We start from the raw sequence: 14,835 nt of genomic DNA on the forward strand, positions 1-14,835 counted from the left end.
ACATTTTACGATATTCTACTTACATTTTTTAGTTCCTTATAAGTTTATTTTGTTCGTCAAAATCTAATAAACTACATCTGGAACTCTCTTTCAACTATTTTATAACTTTGAGACTACAATTTAAGAAATTACAATACATTTCTCTAAATCGAATAATACAACAAAGCCAAAGGACTAAAATCTATAGCCTCCTTAAAAGGATTATTAACTTTTTTGAGGTGTTTTTTGAGCATTTTGTAGTGAATTTTATTTATCTTTTCTAGAGGTTTATATTTGTTATCTAGTTTAACTGGTTTGTAATTACTTAACCATTGTAGAGCAATTTGGTCAAATTCAGTTTTAGATATGTTAGGTATTATCCTTTCATCAAAAATTATATGATTATAAAAATGTTTAGGTATACAAAAAATATGTCTGATTATTTCATTATTAGCATTTGATTGTTTTACATCATCAATGTTTACATCATTAAAATTATTTAAAAAAAGGGCTTTAAGAGTTTCTATACCTAAGAAATTGTTGTAAATATGAAAATAAAAGTCTCTCTCAGTTTTGCTACTATTTTCTATTGAATAGCTGATATCTGCTGTCAGGTGTTTATATAATATCTTTTTATCAAAGATTTCAGCTAATTTTTTTAGTTGTGGTGAGGATATGGTTCTATCATCTTTTAAGCTATTTATTTCCTTTAACCACCAGTTCATTTTTTCATTAGCAACTTCAATATTATTATACAGCTCTGTGCAAGATATAATTTGCGATTTTATTTGATCCAATAAGTAAAGTATTTCTTTTTTACCATCATTAAGTTTACGGTAAGCGAAGTATACAACACTTCCGTAGTTTGGTAATTTATCAGTTGGATAATGAAAATAGTTATATTGCATTTTATACCTTTTCAAAAGCTACTATGTAATTAACATCGGCGTTTTTACCCAGTTTAAAAGAATCAGTAATAGGGTTATAGTGAATGCCAATTATTTCTAAAGGTTTAAAACCATATTTTTCGGCTACTTTTATTAGCTCATAGGGCCTTATAAACTTGTTGTACTGATGAGTGCCTTTGGGCACTATTTTTAAAATGTGTTCAGCTGCTACTATCGATAATAGATAGGATTTAAGGTTTCTATTTAACGTTGAGGCAAAAAATAAACTTCCTTGTTTAGCAAGTTTGGATATCGAGGTTACCACGCTCTCAGGATCTGGAACGTGTTCTAACATTTCCATACATGTAATAACGTCAAACTGATCCTCTGTAACTGCAGCAAACTCTTCTATAGTTGAGTTTATATAGTTTATGTCCAGATTATTACTTTTAGCATGCCCTTTGGCCACACTTATGGCTTCACCTGAGGCATCAAGACCATAAACTTTATTGTTTTTTGTGACAAGTGACTCTGTAAGAATTCCACCACCACAGCCTATATCAAAAACTTTTTTATTATCAAAAGTAGTATGTTGTTTTATAAATTCTAAACGTAAAGGATTAATTTGGTGTAAGGTCTTTAGCTCACCATTTGGATCCCACCAACCGTTTGCTAAGCGTGAAAATTTATCCACTTCATTGTTATCTAAGTTATTCATGGCCACTAAAGCTATAGATTTTTTTAAAATACTTGAACCAATGATATCAAAGATCAGCTATTAAGAAAATTTTTATTAGAGTTTTGGGACTTAATTTACTATAATTGGTAGGTTGTGTTTTTACTAACTATAAAAAGAGATAAGCTTAATGAAGTTGATAAATTTTATATTATTACTTTCAGCAGTTGGAATAACAATTAGTGGTTGTTCTAATATGAAAACTACAAAGGATAAGCGAGACCCTTTTGAAAACTATAACAGAGGCATGTATTCTTTTAATGATAAAGCTTATGATGCTCTCACTCCAGTTGCGAAAGGTTATGATTATGTGATGCCAGATTCTGTACAAACAGGAATTTTTAATATGTTTCAGAACCTGCTTGAACCTGCAAGAGTAGTCAATGATATGTTTCAGGGGCAGTTAAGCTATGCTGGTGATGATAGTATTAGGTTTTTAACAAATACAACTTTTGGGGTTTTAGGTTTCTTTGATGTAGCAGATGATTGGTTTGGTAAGCAGATGAGATACCATCAAAGTTTTGCTGTAACTTTACATAAGTGGGGTGTCTATGATGAGAATGAAGCATCTCCTTATGTTGTTTGGCCACTTTTAGGTCCAGGCACTTTAGAGGATGTAGCAAATGGTGTGGATGCTTTGTTTAATCCTCTTACGTATGTATTTTTCTTCGCGCCAATTGGTACAGCAGCATCGTATATAGTAACCTGGGGTATATATGGAACCTACCAAATTAACCAAGGAGTGGCTTACTTACCAGCATACTCTAATTTAAAAGAAGTTTCGATAGATCCATATATAGCTATGCGTAATGCGTATTTACAAAACTATGACTATGGTATGGCAAAGATTCTTAAACAAGAACTAAAAGCAGATAGTGATGCTCTAGAGACAGATAAGGCTGTACTTGGTGTTTTAGGTTACGAGGGTGACAATGTGGCGTCACAAATGGCATCAAGTGGGAATGTGTCTACGAATAAATCTGTAGAACCGCCTATGATGCTTAAGAGTAAGTTAGATAAAATAAATGAAGCTTCTCAGGTGGATGAAGCTTTTGATCAGAGCTACTCTAATGATAGCAAAGTTATTGACTTGGCTAACTTAGATGGTGACACTAAAGCAAATGATATTGATGAGTCTAAAGATATAAGCATCCAGCTTCGTAATGCAAAAGCTGAGTTACCTGGTAATGCTGATGATCCCCAAACCCTAATCCAAACAATAAAAGAGCAAGACTAAGATAGTTGTCCTCTGGTGTATCCACCGGGCACTGTTTCAACAAGAGATTTCATTTCTAGTTCAAATAGTATCTCACTAATTTTATGGTAAGGTAAACAAGTATTATTAATGATTTGGTCAATAGTGGTTAGACTGGTATTGATACTATTAAGAACTGCTTTTTGCTCATCACTAATTTCTATAGTATCGAAAGTATTAATAATTCTAGGGCTATTATTGATATTTAGTTCTTCTAGGATGTCAGAAGCATTACTAACTAATTTTGCACCTTTTTTTATTAGTTCATTACAACCACTACTTGAGGTATTAAAAATGCTTCCAGGAACTGCAAATACTTCTTTATTTTGCTCAAGTGCTAGCTCAGCAGTAATTAAAGAGCCACTTTTTTGTGCTGCTTCAACTACTAAAACACCTTTAGACAAAGCGCTAATTATTCTATTTCTTTGCGGAAAATTGTGTCTAAGAGGCTCTACTCCAAGGCTAAATTCAGAAATAATAAGACCTTGGTTAGATAGGATATTTTGGTGTAAGATGGTATTAGATTTAGGGTAAATAACATCAATGCCTGTGCCTATAACTGCTATGGTTTTAAGATTATTCTCCAAAGCGTACTGGTGCGCCAAAGTGTCAATACCATAAGCTAAGCCACTGGTTATAGTTATGTTGTGATAAGCTAGATCACTAATGATTTTCTGTGTAACATTTTTTCCATAATTAGTGTGATTACGAGCCCCGACAATAGCTAGTTGGTAAGTATCAAGTAAATCAACATTACCCAAACAATATAATACTATAGGCGGATTAGAAATTTGCTTTAGTTCAAAAGGATATTTTTTATCAAAATACGTTACCAGAGAGTTGCTTGATTTGCTTAGCCACTTATTAACTTTGTCCAAATATGGTAAATATTTTTTCTCTACTAAGTAATCTAAAGTTTCTTTATGGAGAGATAATTGTTTTTGATAGTGTGATGGGCTATTTACCAAATCCTCCAAATCAATACCGTTACTAATAGCAGCATTAAAGCGACTATTACCAAAGTAAGGAGATATAGTTAGTATTAGGCAATTTTTTGTTGTAGTTTTCATTACAAAATTGTAGTAGCCATAGAGTTTTTTGTGATCTCTTGGAGAGAATTGACTATCAAAACAAGGGCATAATGGTCTGATTGACGATATACAAAGCCATGACCAATGTACTTTGGAGGAACTGGATAGCCATCAGCTCTTGATTCTGGTTCATAAAGTATCATTTCAGCACCAAGTTTTAGACCATCAGTGGCTCCTTTGTTGATTAAGATACTATTGTAGCTAAACGAGAATGTACCTGTATTCATAATATCTTGCATTACATTAGCAGTTATTTTACTGTCCATTTTAAAGCTTTCTGCTGGTAGTGGATTGGAAAAAACGATGTCGTTTGGAATTACGTAGTCACCTACAGAAGCTTCCTGTTTAAGATCGCTGATAGTAAGAGCAGTTATACCTTTGTAGGTATAGTTGTATTGAGCTGACCCTATTTTATACACTTTTTTATCAGGGTTATACGCGTTTATAGGTTTTGGTTCAGAGATGATACTAAAGTTTTTATTGTCCTCTCTAGCAGGATACTGTTTATCTACAAAGATTTTGAAATTAATACCCAAAACAGGTCTTTTCTCACGACTGTCATATATCTTAGCCATTTCATCTACTTGATTATCGTTAAGTAGATAAATGTTTGAGAAAAATTTTGTATAATTGCTAATTTTAACGTGTTTGATGCGATCATTAATATTGTCAATTTGATCTATAAGTTTACTCTTGAGGGTTATTTCTACCCTTTGATTGATCCCTCTATTATCATTAGAATCATTAGGAGCTATAGGGTCTTGGTATCCTAAAGCTTGAATTTCGATACCGTCAGGCTTTATACCCTTGTTTATTAGGTATTCTCTAACGCTAGAAGCTCTATCTTTAGAAAGGCGAAGATCGTGTTTTGTCAATAGATCATTATGTTTTATTAGTTTAGAGTCTATTTTTCCAGCGTACCCTTTGATTACAAAGTTAGTATCACCAGTTAGTTTTAGGTACGCATATAATTTATTAAGAGTTTCTTTAGCTTGGTCGTTTAAAGTAAAGCTATCTGCACTAAATTTAATATTTGTCTCTATGAAGTCAGGTCCTTTTACTCTTTTTAGACATATGAAGGATTGTTGAGATTGAAGTAAATCTGGAGTACATGAGTCAAGAGTGGGATAAGTTGTAGGTTTTTGATCTTTATCCATAGAAGCGCAGCTTATTAGGAGTGTTGATAGAAGTGCTACAGATAAAGTGTATACATGCTTTTTCATACTGATAAAACTTAAAATTATTTCTTAACTAATAATTTTACTATAAACGTTCGCCTTAAAATAGTCTTTATAAAAATTGTTGAATAAAACAGTGAAAGCTTAGTGTGTACTATACATCCCATCATCAACTATGTTACTGACAGTGTGAAGTAAGAATGACAAATAGACCGTTATACTTGCGAAGGTAGGTATTGTAAGTTTAAACTTTTGTCCATAATATATCACTTAAATATTAGAGTTAAAGTTCTTAATTATATTTTTTTCACTTATAAAAGCTTTAAGTGCTATTGGATTAGAGAGAAATTTAAACCTGTATCTAGTAGAATTTGAGCTATAAATAGTGATATCTCCATAATCTAAAAGTTTACCAAAAAGGCTTTGAGACAGTTTAACACTTTCAATCTGATTAAACCTTAAATTCAAAAATTTAGCATGTAGAAAACCAACTCTTCCTATAATTCTCTCATTAGTTATAGCAAGCTCAGTAGATGTTTTGATAATATAAGGGTATAAAATGTAGCAAAGAGCTATAAAATACATTATTCCAGCAGTTTTTGGTTCTGCTGTACCTGCAAAAATGAAAAATAAAGCCATGGTAGCTGGGATAAGGAAAAGCCAATTGCTAACTTCGGCGCTATATTCTAAAATTTCATGCTTTTCTAAATGCTGTTTTGTGTATTTATTCATTACCTTTCCCCTTTTTTATAATTACTGTGTTTTAAGAAAATTAAAGGCGTGTAATATAAGATAATATTAAGAGTAGAGAAAGAAGTCACTGTTGTCAAACTATGTGACACCAGTATTTTGTACTATAACTAGCAGTATTTATAACACTTATTTTGGAGCTTGGTGGTTTCTATTAGCATAAACTTTAATTTCTATATCAATAAGATGACTAACTTACGTAAATATGGTATCTTGTTCAAAAAGGTTTTAATGTGGTTTTTGTAATGAAAGTAACTACAGATAGTTTTGTTAAAATGCATTTTAAATTTAGACTAAAAGATGGCTCTATAGCTGAAGATACAGAAAATTATAACCGTGCTTTTGTTTTTCAAATGGGGCAAGGATGTTTTACTGAAAAAGTTGAAAAAGAGCTTATAGGAGCAGAAGTAGGTACTAGTAAAAGGGTGGTTTTAATGCCAGAAGAAGCATTCGGTGAGAAGCATCCAGCGAGTATTTACTCAGTTCCAAAAACTAGGTTTCCTAAAAGTATAGAGTTAGAAGAGGGGCTTATAGTCTCTTTTAGTCAAAAAGATGGTACAAAGTTGCCAGGTCTGATAACTGAAATTGGTGATGATGATGTGACGGTTGATTTTAACCATCCATTATCTGGTCAGATAATAGTGTTTGAGGCAAAAATACTTAGTATTGCAAAAAATGAGGAAGATCTAAATGAAGATACTGTTGGCTAACCCACGTGGTTTTTGTGCGGGTGTAAGTAGAGCAGTAGAAACCGTAGAGAAAGTTTTAGAAGTAGAAAAATCACCAGTATACGTACGACATGAGGTAGTGCATAATAAAGTTGTCGTAGACTCACTTAAGAAAAAAGGAGTCATTTTCGTTAAAGAGATAGATGAAGTTCCTGATAATTCAGTGTGTATATTTAGTGCTCATGGTGTCTCGCTTAAGGTTGAGCAAGCTGCAGCGACAAAAAACCTAATATTGTATGATGCAACTTGCCCACTTGTTACAAAGGTTCATAGAGGAGTTAGACTAGCTAGCAATAATGATGCTGAATGTATACTAGTTGGTCACAAGGGACATCCAGAGGTTCAAGGAACTATGGGACAATATCGTAGCAAAAAAGGAGCGATATACTTGGTTGAGAATGAGAGCGATGTTGCCAAACTAGAGGTTAAAGACCCGAATAACTTATATTATGCTACACAAACAACTTTATCTGTAGATGAAACAAAAAATATTATAGAAGCTTTAAACAAAAAATTCCCTAACATTAAAGGTCCTAAAAAAGAGGATATTTGTTATGCTACTCAAAATAGACAAGCAGCAATTAAAGCAATGTTAGGACATATAGATATACTTGTTGTGGTTGGCTCTCATAATAGTTCAAACTCAAACAGATTACGAGAGCTTGCTAAATTAGAGGGTGTTGATTCCTATTTGGTTGATAATCCTTTAGATATAGATAGATCATGGTTTGATAACAAAAACACTTGTGGAGTCAGTGCTGGAGCGTCAGCACCAGAGTATTTGGTACAGGAAATAGTAGCTAAAATATCAAATATTTGTGATAAAGATGTTGATGTTGAAGACTTTGAGGGCATAAAAGAGGAAGTTTATTTTCCATTGCCTAGATTACTAAAGCAAAAATTTACTAAGGTATAGATAATGCAAAGATCTATCAGGGGTGCTACAACTATAAATAAAGATACAAAAGAAGATGTACTGGCTGCTACTAAAGAGTTGCTTGAAAAAATGCTTGAAGATAACGTTGTAGCACATAAAGATATAGTAAATATTATATTTACAGTAACATCTGATATAAGTTCAGAATTTCCTGCTGTAGCTGCAAGAGAGTTAGGCTTAGTAGATGTACCGTTATTAGATTGTCAACAAATGAAAGTTAAAGATGCTTTAGATCTTTGTATCAGGATAATGTTGACTTATAATACTAACAAAGATCAAAAAGAAATTAGCCACATATATTTACATGGTGCTAAAATCTTAAGACCAGATTTGACGAAGAAATAAGAGGTTATACTTATGTGGTTATTAGAAAATATCGATATGAAAAAATCAAAGTACATACTACCTAGCTTATTTACTAGTGCTAGTTTGTTATTTGCCTTTTTAGCAATTATTGCAGCTTTCCAAGGCAAATTTATATCAAGTGCGGGTTATATGCTTTTGTCAGGATTTGCAGATGCTTTTGATGGGAGGATTGCACGCTACACACAAACTCAAACAGCGTTTGGCGCAGCATTGGATAGCCTAGCTGACGTTGTTTCTTTTGGAGCAACTCCAGCATTAGTGATATATTTTTGGAGTTTGCATAATATTGGTCCTTTAGGGGCGGCGATTTCATTTTTGTATTTGTTAGCAGTAGCTCTTAGATTAGCTAAGTTTGATACCCAGCAAGAGCCAAAAGAGCTTACAGAAGAAGGCTTAATAGAAAAAAGGCTATATTTTTATGGTATGCCGTGTCCTGCTGGTGCTGTTACTATTTCTGGACTTATCTGGTTGGGCCAAGAAACATTTGTAGGTGGCTACGCTTTTGTTACAGTGTTATTAACTTCATTTACAGCTTTGTACTTAGCTTTTATGATGATAAGTGATATTAAGTTTAGAAGCTTTAAGGATAGTGATGGCAAAGGTAATATTAGTAAATTATATGTAATCTGTTTTATACTTATAATCTTGATGTTGTTTACTATGCCTGAGAAACTCCTTTATTTAATAATGATAGGTTATGCACTTTCAGGACCAGTTTCTCACTATAAATATAAGAAAAAAACAGAAAATGATTATATTAATAAATCATCAAGTGTAGATGGTAAAAAATAATTGATGCAGAATCTTAGTATCTTACTGTAAAGTCCGAATTATCCATAGGATTTCCTTGCTCACTTTCTATTTCAGCAGCTACACCACCTGGTTGTTGTAAGGGTCCTGCTTCGTTAGAGTACATATCTCTTTGAGTAGGTGGAGGTGAAGCATATCCAAATGAGTCTCCTTGGGAGTTTGAACATGATATTAAAGCAAAGCTTACTAAACAAAATATAAGAGATCTATAAGGTTTTTTTATATTTAACATTTTTTAATACTATAATTTTGTTGGATAACTAAAATAATAGCAGAATTATTTATTAATATTAAACTATAATTTGATAAGTAAATTAAAGTATTTATAATTTATATCAGTTTACGTATAATATTCGTAGCATTTATAAAAATTATAAACATAAAATTTTTAGGGTAAATTTATGCAAGATAACTCGTTATCGTTGATTCAGTTAATATGGCACGCAAATTTTATTGTACAATTGATAATGTTAGCTTTGGTGGCTATGTCTGTTTATTCATGGGCTATAATGTTAGAAGTTAACGGTCGTGTAAAGAAATATAAACACGAACAAGCCAGGTTCGATAAGCTTTTTTGGGCGGGGCATCATATTCAAAAGCTATATGAATATTACTTACAACATAAAGAAAATATTTTCGGTAAGTCTATAATTTTTTGTTCTGCTTTGAGAGAGTATAATAACCTTAAAGATACTGGAGTCTTAAAAGGAGAGACAATCCTAGAAGGTATGGAAAGAACTGTAAGTATAGCTATATCTCAAGAAGCTAAAGAGTTAGAAAAAAAACTTCCAGCTTTAGGAACTATAGCTGCTGTGGCTCCATATATAGGATTAGTTGGAACAGTCTGGGGGATTATGTCGTCTTTTAATACTTTAGGTGGTGTGGAGCAGGCTACTATATCAGTAGTGGCTCCGCATATTGCTGAGGCCTTGATAGCTACAGCACTGGGCTTATTTGTCGCAATTCCTGCTGTTATTGGTCATAGTAGACTTTCAAATCAAGTCGATGATATTTTGTCTACTTATGAATCATTCCAAGATGATTTATGTATCTTATTGTTGAAAGAAGCACATAATAATAATTTGGTTAAAGAGCAGCACCAACACTGTAGTCAAGAAAGCTACTAAAGGCTTTTATTATGAAAAGAAGAAATAAAAAGTTTTTTAGGAAAAAAAGACCAATGATAGACATCAATGTAGTTCCATATATAGACGTTATGTTGGTACTATTGGTTATTTTTATGATTACTACACCTATTTTAACTCAAGGGGTTAAAGTAGACTTGCCTAAGACTAAGTCAGAAAAAATTCCCTCTACAGATAGTAAGCCAATAGTTGTAACTGTAAATAATCAAGGAGCGTATTTTGTTAATCAGGGGGTTAGTAATCCTAAAGCGCCATTAAAATCTAGAGAGCTTGCGAGCGTGGTAATTAATTTATCTAAACAAAATCCAGGAAAGCCTGTGTATGTAAGAGGTGATAGTAATGCAAACTATGGTCAGGTAGTAAAAGCTATGGCCCTTATTCAAAAGGCTGGAGTTGATAAAGTGGGGTTAGTCACAGAAGATGGCAAATCTTAATTATCGTAAAATTTTAGGATACTTTAGAAAACAGATAGATAACAATCCTTTTTTAATTAAGGCAGTAATTATACATATAGTTATAGTAGTGATGTTATATGTATTATCTTATATAAGTTTGCTTAAATTTGATTCTACTGTGAGGTTACAAGCACAGATTGTAGAGGCTTCTAAGCAGATGCAAGTTATACAAGCTACTTCTATAACAAGTGGTGAACTTAACAATCAGATTCAAACGTACGAACAACAGCAGCAAAAGCTACGTAAAATTAGAGAGGCTGTAGATAAAGCTAGAGAGCAAGCAATTATAAAAGCCAAAGAAGAGGCTAAACGCAAAGCTTCTGAAGAAAGACTAGCTAAAGCAGAGGCTGAGAGGCTTAGATTAGAACAAGAGAAAAAAGAACAAATCGAGGCTCAAAAAAAAGCTCAAGAAGAAGCTAAACGCAAGGCAGAAGCCGAAAAACTTAAGCTAGAGCAGGAGAAAAAAGCTAAGCTTGAAGCCCAAGAGAAAGCAAAGAAAGCAGCTAAAGAGGAAGTTGAACGTAAAGCTCGTGAAGAGAGATTGGCAAAAGCCAAAACAGAAGCAGAAGCTGCTGCGAAAAAACAGATAGAACAAAATCAAGCACAATCAGCAATAGCTAGTTATATTTCTGAATATCAAGATAGGGTAGGATCTAACTGGATAAAGGATTCGTGTAGAGGTATATATGATTTGCCTAGAGCAATAATTAGAAATGGTAGGTTTGTAAAGTTAACAGGAACTTCCGGTAACTATAGTTGTGATCAGTCACTTGTTGATGCGATAAAGAATACTACTCCACCAACCATATCAAATAGTGTGGCTAAGCAAACAATACAGAGTGAAAATATAAGCTTTATATTTAAGCAGTCGTAGTTTTAAGTAAGGAAATTAAGCAATGAAAAAGATAATAGCAGTATTTGCAATATTAATGTTTTTAGTTTCTAGTTTACAGGCAGAGTTAGTAGCGGAGGTAACAACGGGAGTTATCAAAAAACCCCTAGTGTCACTGATTAGTAATAATGTAATAGATCAGTTTCCTCAAGATGTAAACTCAGTTGTAGTATCAGATTTTAACCATAATGGTAAGCTAAAAGGTAATGCCAGTATACAGTATGAAATAAAAGATAAACATGAAATTCCTTGGAAAAATATTAATGCTGACTATGTTGTATTTACTAAGTACACAAAAAATTCTTACAATAACTACACTGTAGAAGTACAGATTCTTAAAAGAAACAACACAGGTTACATACAGTCTGTAACTTATAGCAATATAAACGTTTCTTTGATGAGAACTTTAGCTCATAAGATTTCAAATTATGTGTATCAAAAGATTACTGGAGAACAAGGATTCTTTTTAACTAAGTTGGCATATGTTAAGGTAACAAACCCTTATGCAAGATATGGTAGAGTTTATGAACTTATTATTTCTGATTATGACGGTTATAATAAACATACTGTACTAAAACAAACCGATAACCCTATAGCAACACCATCTTGGTCAAATGATAGTAAGTTTATAATATACTCTAGTTATAGCGGTGGTAGCATGGGCGTGTATAAACTTGAGATTGGAACTGGTAAGGTTACAAAAGTGACTAATTATAAAGGAATAAATAGTTCTCCAGCATATTCACCAGATGACAGTAAGATTGTTCTAGCGTTATCAAAAGGTTACTCAGAGCAGACAAATATATATATATTGAATTTAGTAACAAAAGCTTTAAAGCAATTAACTATAAATGGTATAAATACAGCACCTAAGTTTTCTCCAAATGGTAAGAGTGTAATATTTACATCAGATAGGGGTACAAGACCAAACATATATATCGCGCCTGTTGATTCTAAATATCCGCAGTCTTCTATATTAAGTAGTAAAATATATCAAGGTTATGAGCCTAACTATACTTCAGATGGTAAGAATATCGTATTTATGTATCAACAAGCTAGATCAACAGGTACTCAAATAGCTAGTTTTAATTTAGCTAGTGGTGATATTACTACACTTACTAATGGTAAAGCAGATGCCTCACCAACAGTTTCCCCATTCGGTGATATGATAGCTTATATTACTACTAATTCAAAAGGACATAATTCTTTGGATATGGTATCATTAGATGGAGAAAACCAATTTAGTGTTGAAAGTATTGGAGATACACAAACTCTTATTCAGTCTCCAAGTTGGTCACCTAAAAATTTTTAAGGCTAATAAATGAAAATGAGAGTGTTTTTATTATTTATATTTGTTTTACTTGGTGGATGTGCTTGGTATCAAGGACCAGAACTGATGCCAAATGCAAATGCTGACCTAAGTGGTTCTGAGCTTACTGAAACTGATGGGCCAGGCTTTATTAGCACCCTTGAATCTGCAGATAACCACGGTGGTAAATATGTAGATGATAGTGGGAATTATAATGTTACAAATTTTGATAATGTTACTTAAACTACGGGAGTATAAACTAATGAGAGATAAAATTTTAGGATTAGCAGCTATAAGTTCAGTTTTATTATTAGCTAGCTGTTCTAGTACTAGACCAGATAATAGCAATCTTATAAAGGATAAGTATGCTGGCGTTGATAGCTCACAGGCTTTAGAAATGTCTTCACAGATATTTGGTTCTGAGAATATGAGTTCAGACCAAGTAGAGAAGATGAAGCAAGAGTTGATGGAAATTAATTGTAGGTCAGTATATTTTGGCTTTGATAGTTATGATATAACAGACGATGCAAAAGCATGTTTAGACAAAACAGCAGATTATTTAGTTGCTCATCCAGACCAGCCACTTAAATTATCTGGTAACACTGACCCTAGAGGAAGCGAGAAGTACAACTTTAATCTTGGTCAAAAGCGTGGTGATGCTGTATATAAGTATTTGTTGTCAAGAAATGTAAATCAAGATCAAATGTGTGTAGTAAGTTATGGTAAATTAAAACCAGCTGCTGAGCCAACTCAATTTTATGATGAGTTTTGTGCAGGTGGGTTAAACGATGCATGTATCTACAAAGCGTCTGAAAAGGCTTACTATTTAGATAGAAGAACTGATCTTGACTTTGGTGTTAAATGTGATGAGTCTGATTCTTCTCAGCCAATAGCTCAAATGTAATTTAAACTTCAACTATTTTTTTCTATCAAATTGCTCTAAAATAACCCTCATAATTTTTTTATTTAAATAAGTGGTATGATTAAAATTCCTAAAATTGGTTTTGTAAGCCTTGGGTGTCCTAAAAATTTAGTAGATTCAGAACGTATAATTACTAAATTAAAAGCTGAAGGCTATGATCTTGTTGATAGTTATGAAATGGCTGATATGGTTATAGTTAATACATGTGGCTTTTTAAATTCAGCTATAGATGAGTCTCTAGAAGTGATTGGTGAAGCAATTGCTGAGAATGGTAAAGTGTTAGTAACTGGTTGTTTGGGTAATAAGGCTGAACTTATCAAAGAAAAACATCCAGAAGTTTTAAGTATCACAGGTCCACAAGATTATGAAAATTTAATCGAAGCTGTGCATACTCATGCGCCAATTTTTGCTAATGACTTTGTATCTTTGGTGCCTCCACAAGGGATAAAACTGACTCCAAGACACTATTCATACCTAAAAATATCAGAAGGATGTAATAATACTTGTACTTTTTGTATTATTCCAGATATACGTGGTAAGCTAAAAAGTCGCTCTATCGATAATATAATGAAAGAAGCTGAGAAGCTTAAAAATGCTGGAGTTAAAGAATTACTTGTGATATCTCAAGACACTTCTGCATATGGTGTTGATATCAAATATAAATCTGGTATTTGGAGAGATAAAGAGTATCAAAGTAATATTTTAGATCTTGCTACAGCTTTAGGTGATTTAGATATTTGGACAAGGTTACATTATGTTTATCCGTATCCTCATGTGGATAAAATTGTACCACTTATGGCTCAGGGGAAAATACTGCCTTATTTAGATGTGCCTTTACAGCATTCATCACCAGAAGTTTTAAAGAGAATGAAGCGTCCTGCACATACGCAAAAGACTTTAGATAGAATAAACAAATGGCGTGATATTTGCCCAGATATAACTATTCGTAGTACTTTTATTGTTGGTTTTCCAGGTGAGACAGAAGAAGATTTTGAGCATTTATTAGATTTTGCAGAAAAAGCGCAGCTTGACAGGGTAGGTTGTTTTAAATATTCTGAAGTTGAAGGAGCTAAGGCAAATGGTTTTGATAATCTTATTTCCGAAGAAGTTAAACAACAACGTTTAGATGAGTTTATGGGGTTACAAGCTCAAATAAGTGCTGATAAGTTACAAAGTTTTATAGGTACAGAGCAGCAGATAATTATAGATTCTATTAATAAAGATGAAAATTATGCTATTGGGCGAACTAAATATGATGCTCCAGAGGTTGATGGTCAGGTAATCGTTGGCGATGCAATTGAGAGAGGTTTAAAAGTAGGAGAATTTGCTACGGTTGAAATAACAGAATCTACCGAATATGATCTTATAGCTGATTAGGGTCCTGTTGCAACCTAA

At 32.9% G+C, this 14,835-nt stretch carries 18 protein-coding genes; 12 read left to right on the forward strand and 6 right to left on the reverse strand.

All coding sequences use genetic code 11. The annotated features are described in order from the left end of the window. Nucleotides 1-143: 143 nt before the first annotated feature. Both E3E15_RS01815 and ubiG read right to left on the reverse strand, forming a co-directional pair. Nucleotides 144-887, reverse strand: coding sequence for a hypothetical protein (locus E3E15_RS01815; protein WP_172106364.1), 744 nt, complete (start codon nucleotides 885-887; stop codon nucleotides 144-146). 1 nt (nucleotide 888) lies between these two features. Then, nucleotides 889-1,584, reverse strand: coding sequence for a bifunctional 2-polyprenyl-6-hydroxyphenol methylase/3-demethylubiquinol 3-O-methyltransferase UbiG (gene ubiG / locus E3E15_RS01820; RefSeq protein ID WP_172106365.1), 696 nt, complete (start codon nucleotides 1,582-1,584; stop codon nucleotides 889-891). 148 nt (nucleotides 1,585-1,732) lie between these two features. On the opposite strand from ubiG, the gene E3E15_RS01825 reads away from it, so the two are divergent. Next, nucleotides 1,733-2,839 carry an MlaA family lipoprotein gene (locus E3E15_RS01825; RefSeq protein ID WP_172106366.1) on the forward strand — a complete coding sequence of 369 codons (1,107 nt, stop codon included), beginning with the start codon at nucleotides 1,733-1,735 and terminating at the stop codon, nucleotides 2,837-2,839. Here E3E15_RS01825 and dprA read toward each other — a convergent pair. From dprA to E3E15_RS01840, 3 genes are all read right to left on the reverse strand, one after another. Then, nucleotides 2,836-3,927, reverse strand: coding sequence for a DNA-processing protein DprA (gene dprA / locus E3E15_RS01830; RefSeq protein ID WP_172106367.1), 1,092 nt, complete (start codon nucleotides 3,925-3,927; stop codon nucleotides 2,836-2,838). The genes E3E15_RS01825 and dprA overlap by 4 nt on opposite strands. Further along, complete coding sequence (locus E3E15_RS01835; RefSeq protein ID WP_035721332.1) at nucleotides 3,927-5,171, reverse strand: OmpA family protein; 1,245 nt, start codon at nucleotides 5,169-5,171, stop codon at nucleotides 3,927-3,929. Before E3E15_RS01835 ends, dprA begins: the two co-directional genes overlap by 1 nt. A 225-nt stretch (nucleotides 5,172-5,396) precedes the next feature. After that, nucleotides 5,397-5,858: a PH domain-containing protein gene (locus E3E15_RS01840; protein WP_172106368.1), complete on the reverse strand. Its 462-nt coding sequence runs from the start codon at nucleotides 5,856-5,858 to the stop codon at nucleotides 5,397-5,399. A 263-nt stretch (nucleotides 5,859-6,121) separates the two neighbouring features. Between E3E15_RS01840 and fkpB the strand changes: the two genes are divergently transcribed. The 4 genes from fkpB to E3E15_RS01860 are packed head-to-tail and all read left to right on the forward strand — an operon-like array spanning nucleotide 6,122 to nucleotide 8,699. Continuing rightward, on the forward strand, nucleotides 6,122-6,586 hold the full coding sequence (gene fkpB, locus E3E15_RS01845; RefSeq protein ID WP_172106369.1) for an FKBP-type peptidyl-prolyl cis-trans isomerase: 465 nt from the start codon (nucleotides 6,122-6,124) through the stop codon (nucleotides 6,584-6,586). After that, a complete protein-coding gene (ispH, locus tag E3E15_RS01850; protein ID WP_172106370.1) occupies nucleotides 6,567-7,520 on the forward strand; it encodes a 4-hydroxy-3-methylbut-2-enyl diphosphate reductase in 954 nt (317 codons plus the stop codon). Before fkpB ends, ispH begins: the two co-directional genes overlap by 20 nt. Nucleotides 7,521-7,523: 3 nt before the next feature. Continuing rightward, complete coding sequence (aroH, locus tag E3E15_RS01855; protein ID WP_035721342.1) at nucleotides 7,524-7,886, forward strand: chorismate mutase; 363 nt, start codon at nucleotides 7,524-7,526, stop codon at nucleotides 7,884-7,886. Nucleotides 7,887-7,898: 12 nt separating this feature from the next. Continuing rightward, complete coding sequence (locus E3E15_RS01860; protein ID WP_172106371.1) at nucleotides 7,899-8,699, forward strand: CDP-alcohol phosphatidyltransferase family protein; 801 nt, start codon at nucleotides 7,899-7,901, stop codon at nucleotides 8,697-8,699. A 13-nt stretch (nucleotides 8,700-8,712) separates the two neighbouring features. On the opposite strand, the gene E3E15_RS01865 is transcribed toward E3E15_RS01860, so the two are convergent. Continuing rightward, a complete protein-coding gene (locus E3E15_RS01865; RefSeq protein WP_172106372.1) occupies nucleotides 8,713-8,949 on the reverse strand; it encodes a hypothetical protein in 237 nt (78 codons plus the stop codon). A 169-nt stretch (nucleotides 8,950-9,118) separates the two neighbouring features. Between E3E15_RS01865 and tolQ the strand changes: the two genes are divergently transcribed. From tolQ to rimO, 7 genes are all read left to right on the forward strand, one after another. After that, nucleotides 9,119-9,844, forward strand: coding sequence for a protein TolQ (gene tolQ, locus E3E15_RS01870; RefSeq protein WP_035721351.1), 726 nt, complete (start codon nucleotides 9,119-9,121; stop codon nucleotides 9,842-9,844). An 11-nt stretch (nucleotides 9,845-9,855) separates the two neighbouring features. Continuing rightward, nucleotides 9,856-10,296: a protein TolR gene (gene tolR, locus E3E15_RS01875; RefSeq protein WP_035721355.1), complete on the forward strand. Its 441-nt coding sequence runs from the start codon at nucleotides 9,856-9,858 to the stop codon at nucleotides 10,294-10,296. After that, nucleotides 10,283-11,191, forward strand: coding sequence for a cell envelope integrity protein TolA (tolA, locus tag E3E15_RS01880; protein WP_035721358.1), 909 nt, complete (start codon nucleotides 10,283-10,285; stop codon nucleotides 11,189-11,191). The genes tolR and tolA overlap by 14 nt, the downstream gene beginning before the upstream one ends. A 22-nt stretch (nucleotides 11,192-11,213) precedes the next feature. Beyond that, complete coding sequence (locus E3E15_RS01885; protein WP_172106373.1) at nucleotides 11,214-12,521, forward strand: PD40 domain-containing protein; 1,308 nt, start codon at nucleotides 11,214-11,216, stop codon at nucleotides 12,519-12,521. A 9-nt stretch (nucleotides 12,522-12,530) separates the two neighbouring features. Then, nucleotides 12,531-12,761 carry a hypothetical protein gene (locus E3E15_RS01890; protein ID WP_035721372.1) on the forward strand — a complete coding sequence of 77 codons (231 nt, stop codon included), beginning with the start codon at nucleotides 12,531-12,533 and terminating at the stop codon, nucleotides 12,759-12,761. A gap of 19 nt (nucleotides 12,762-12,780) precedes the next feature. After that, nucleotides 12,781-13,422 (forward strand): OmpA family protein, encoded by a 642-nt coding sequence (locus E3E15_RS01895; protein ID WP_209451682.1) that lies wholly within the window; start codon nucleotides 12,781-12,783, stop codon nucleotides 13,420-13,422. Between the two features lie 75 nt (nucleotides 13,423-13,497). Next, entirely contained in the window at nucleotides 13,498-14,817 is a 1,320-nt protein-coding gene (rimO, locus tag E3E15_RS01900) for a 30S ribosomal protein S12 methylthiotransferase RimO (protein ID WP_035721375.1), read from the forward strand. Nucleotides 14,818-14,835: the final 18 nt, after the last annotated feature.

The sequence above is a fragment of the Allofrancisella frigidaquae genome (assembly GCF_012222825.1).
Taxonomy (GTDB): Bacteria; Pseudomonadota; Gammaproteobacteria; order Francisellales; family Francisellaceae; genus Francisella; species Francisella frigidaquae.

Bases quoted from the DNA above. Each gene is read 5' to 3' on its own strand.
- aroH (WP_035721342.1), top strand. From the start codon at position 7,524: ATGCAAAGATCTATCAGGGGTGCTACAACTATAAATAAAGATACAAAA.
- ispH (WP_172106370.1), top strand. From the start codon at position 6,567: ATGAAGATACTGTTGGCTAACCCACGTGGTTTTTGTGCGGGTGTAAGT.
- E3E15_RS01815 (WP_172106364.1), bottom strand. From the start codon at position 887: ATGCAATATAACTATTTTCATTATCCAACTGATAAATTACCAAACTAC.
- rimO (WP_035721375.1), top strand. From the start codon at position 13,498: ATGATTAAAATTCCTAAAATTGGTTTTGTAAGCCTTGGGTGTCCTAAA.
- tolA (WP_035721358.1), top strand. From the start codon at position 10,283: ATGGCAAATCTTAATTATCGTAAAATTTTAGGATACTTTAGAAAACAG.
- ubiG (WP_172106365.1), bottom strand. From the start codon at position 1,584: ATGAATAACTTAGATAACAATGAAGTGGATAAATTTTCACGCTTAGCA.
- dprA (WP_172106367.1), bottom strand. From the start codon at position 3,927: ATGAAAACTACAACAAAAAATTGCCTAATACTAACTATATCTCCTTAC.
- E3E15_RS01865 (WP_172106372.1), bottom strand. From the start codon at position 8,949: ATGTTAAATATAAAAAAACCTTATAGATCTCTTATATTTTGTTTAGTA.
- fkpB (WP_172106369.1), top strand. From the start codon at position 6,122: ATGAAAGTAACTACAGATAGTTTTGTTAAAATGCATTTTAAATTTAGA.
- E3E15_RS01860 (WP_172106371.1), top strand. From the start codon at position 7,899: ATGTGGTTATTAGAAAATATCGATATGAAAAAATCAAAGTACATACTA.
- tolQ (WP_035721351.1), top strand. From the start codon at position 9,119: ATGCAAGATAACTCGTTATCGTTGATTCAGTTAATATGGCACGCAAAT.
- E3E15_RS01885 (WP_172106373.1), top strand. From the start codon at position 11,214: ATGAAAAAGATAATAGCAGTATTTGCAATATTAATGTTTTTAGTTTCT.
- E3E15_RS01825 (WP_172106366.1), top strand. From the start codon at position 1,733: ATGAAGTTGATAAATTTTATATTATTACTTTCAGCAGTTGGAATAACA.
- E3E15_RS01890 (WP_035721372.1), top strand. From the start codon at position 12,531: ATGAAAATGAGAGTGTTTTTATTATTTATATTTGTTTTACTTGGTGGA.
- tolR (WP_035721355.1), top strand. From the start codon at position 9,856: ATGAAAAGAAGAAATAAAAAGTTTTTTAGGAAAAAAAGACCAATGATA.
- E3E15_RS01835 (WP_035721332.1), bottom strand. From the start codon at position 5,171: ATGAAAAAGCATGTATACACTTTATCTGTAGCACTTCTATCAACACTC.
- E3E15_RS01840 (WP_172106368.1), bottom strand. From the start codon at position 5,858: ATGAATAAATACACAAAACAGCATTTAGAAAAGCATGAAATTTTAGAA.
- E3E15_RS01895 (WP_209451682.1), top strand. From the start codon at position 12,781: ATGAGAGATAAAATTTTAGGATTAGCAGCTATAAGTTCAGTTTTATTA.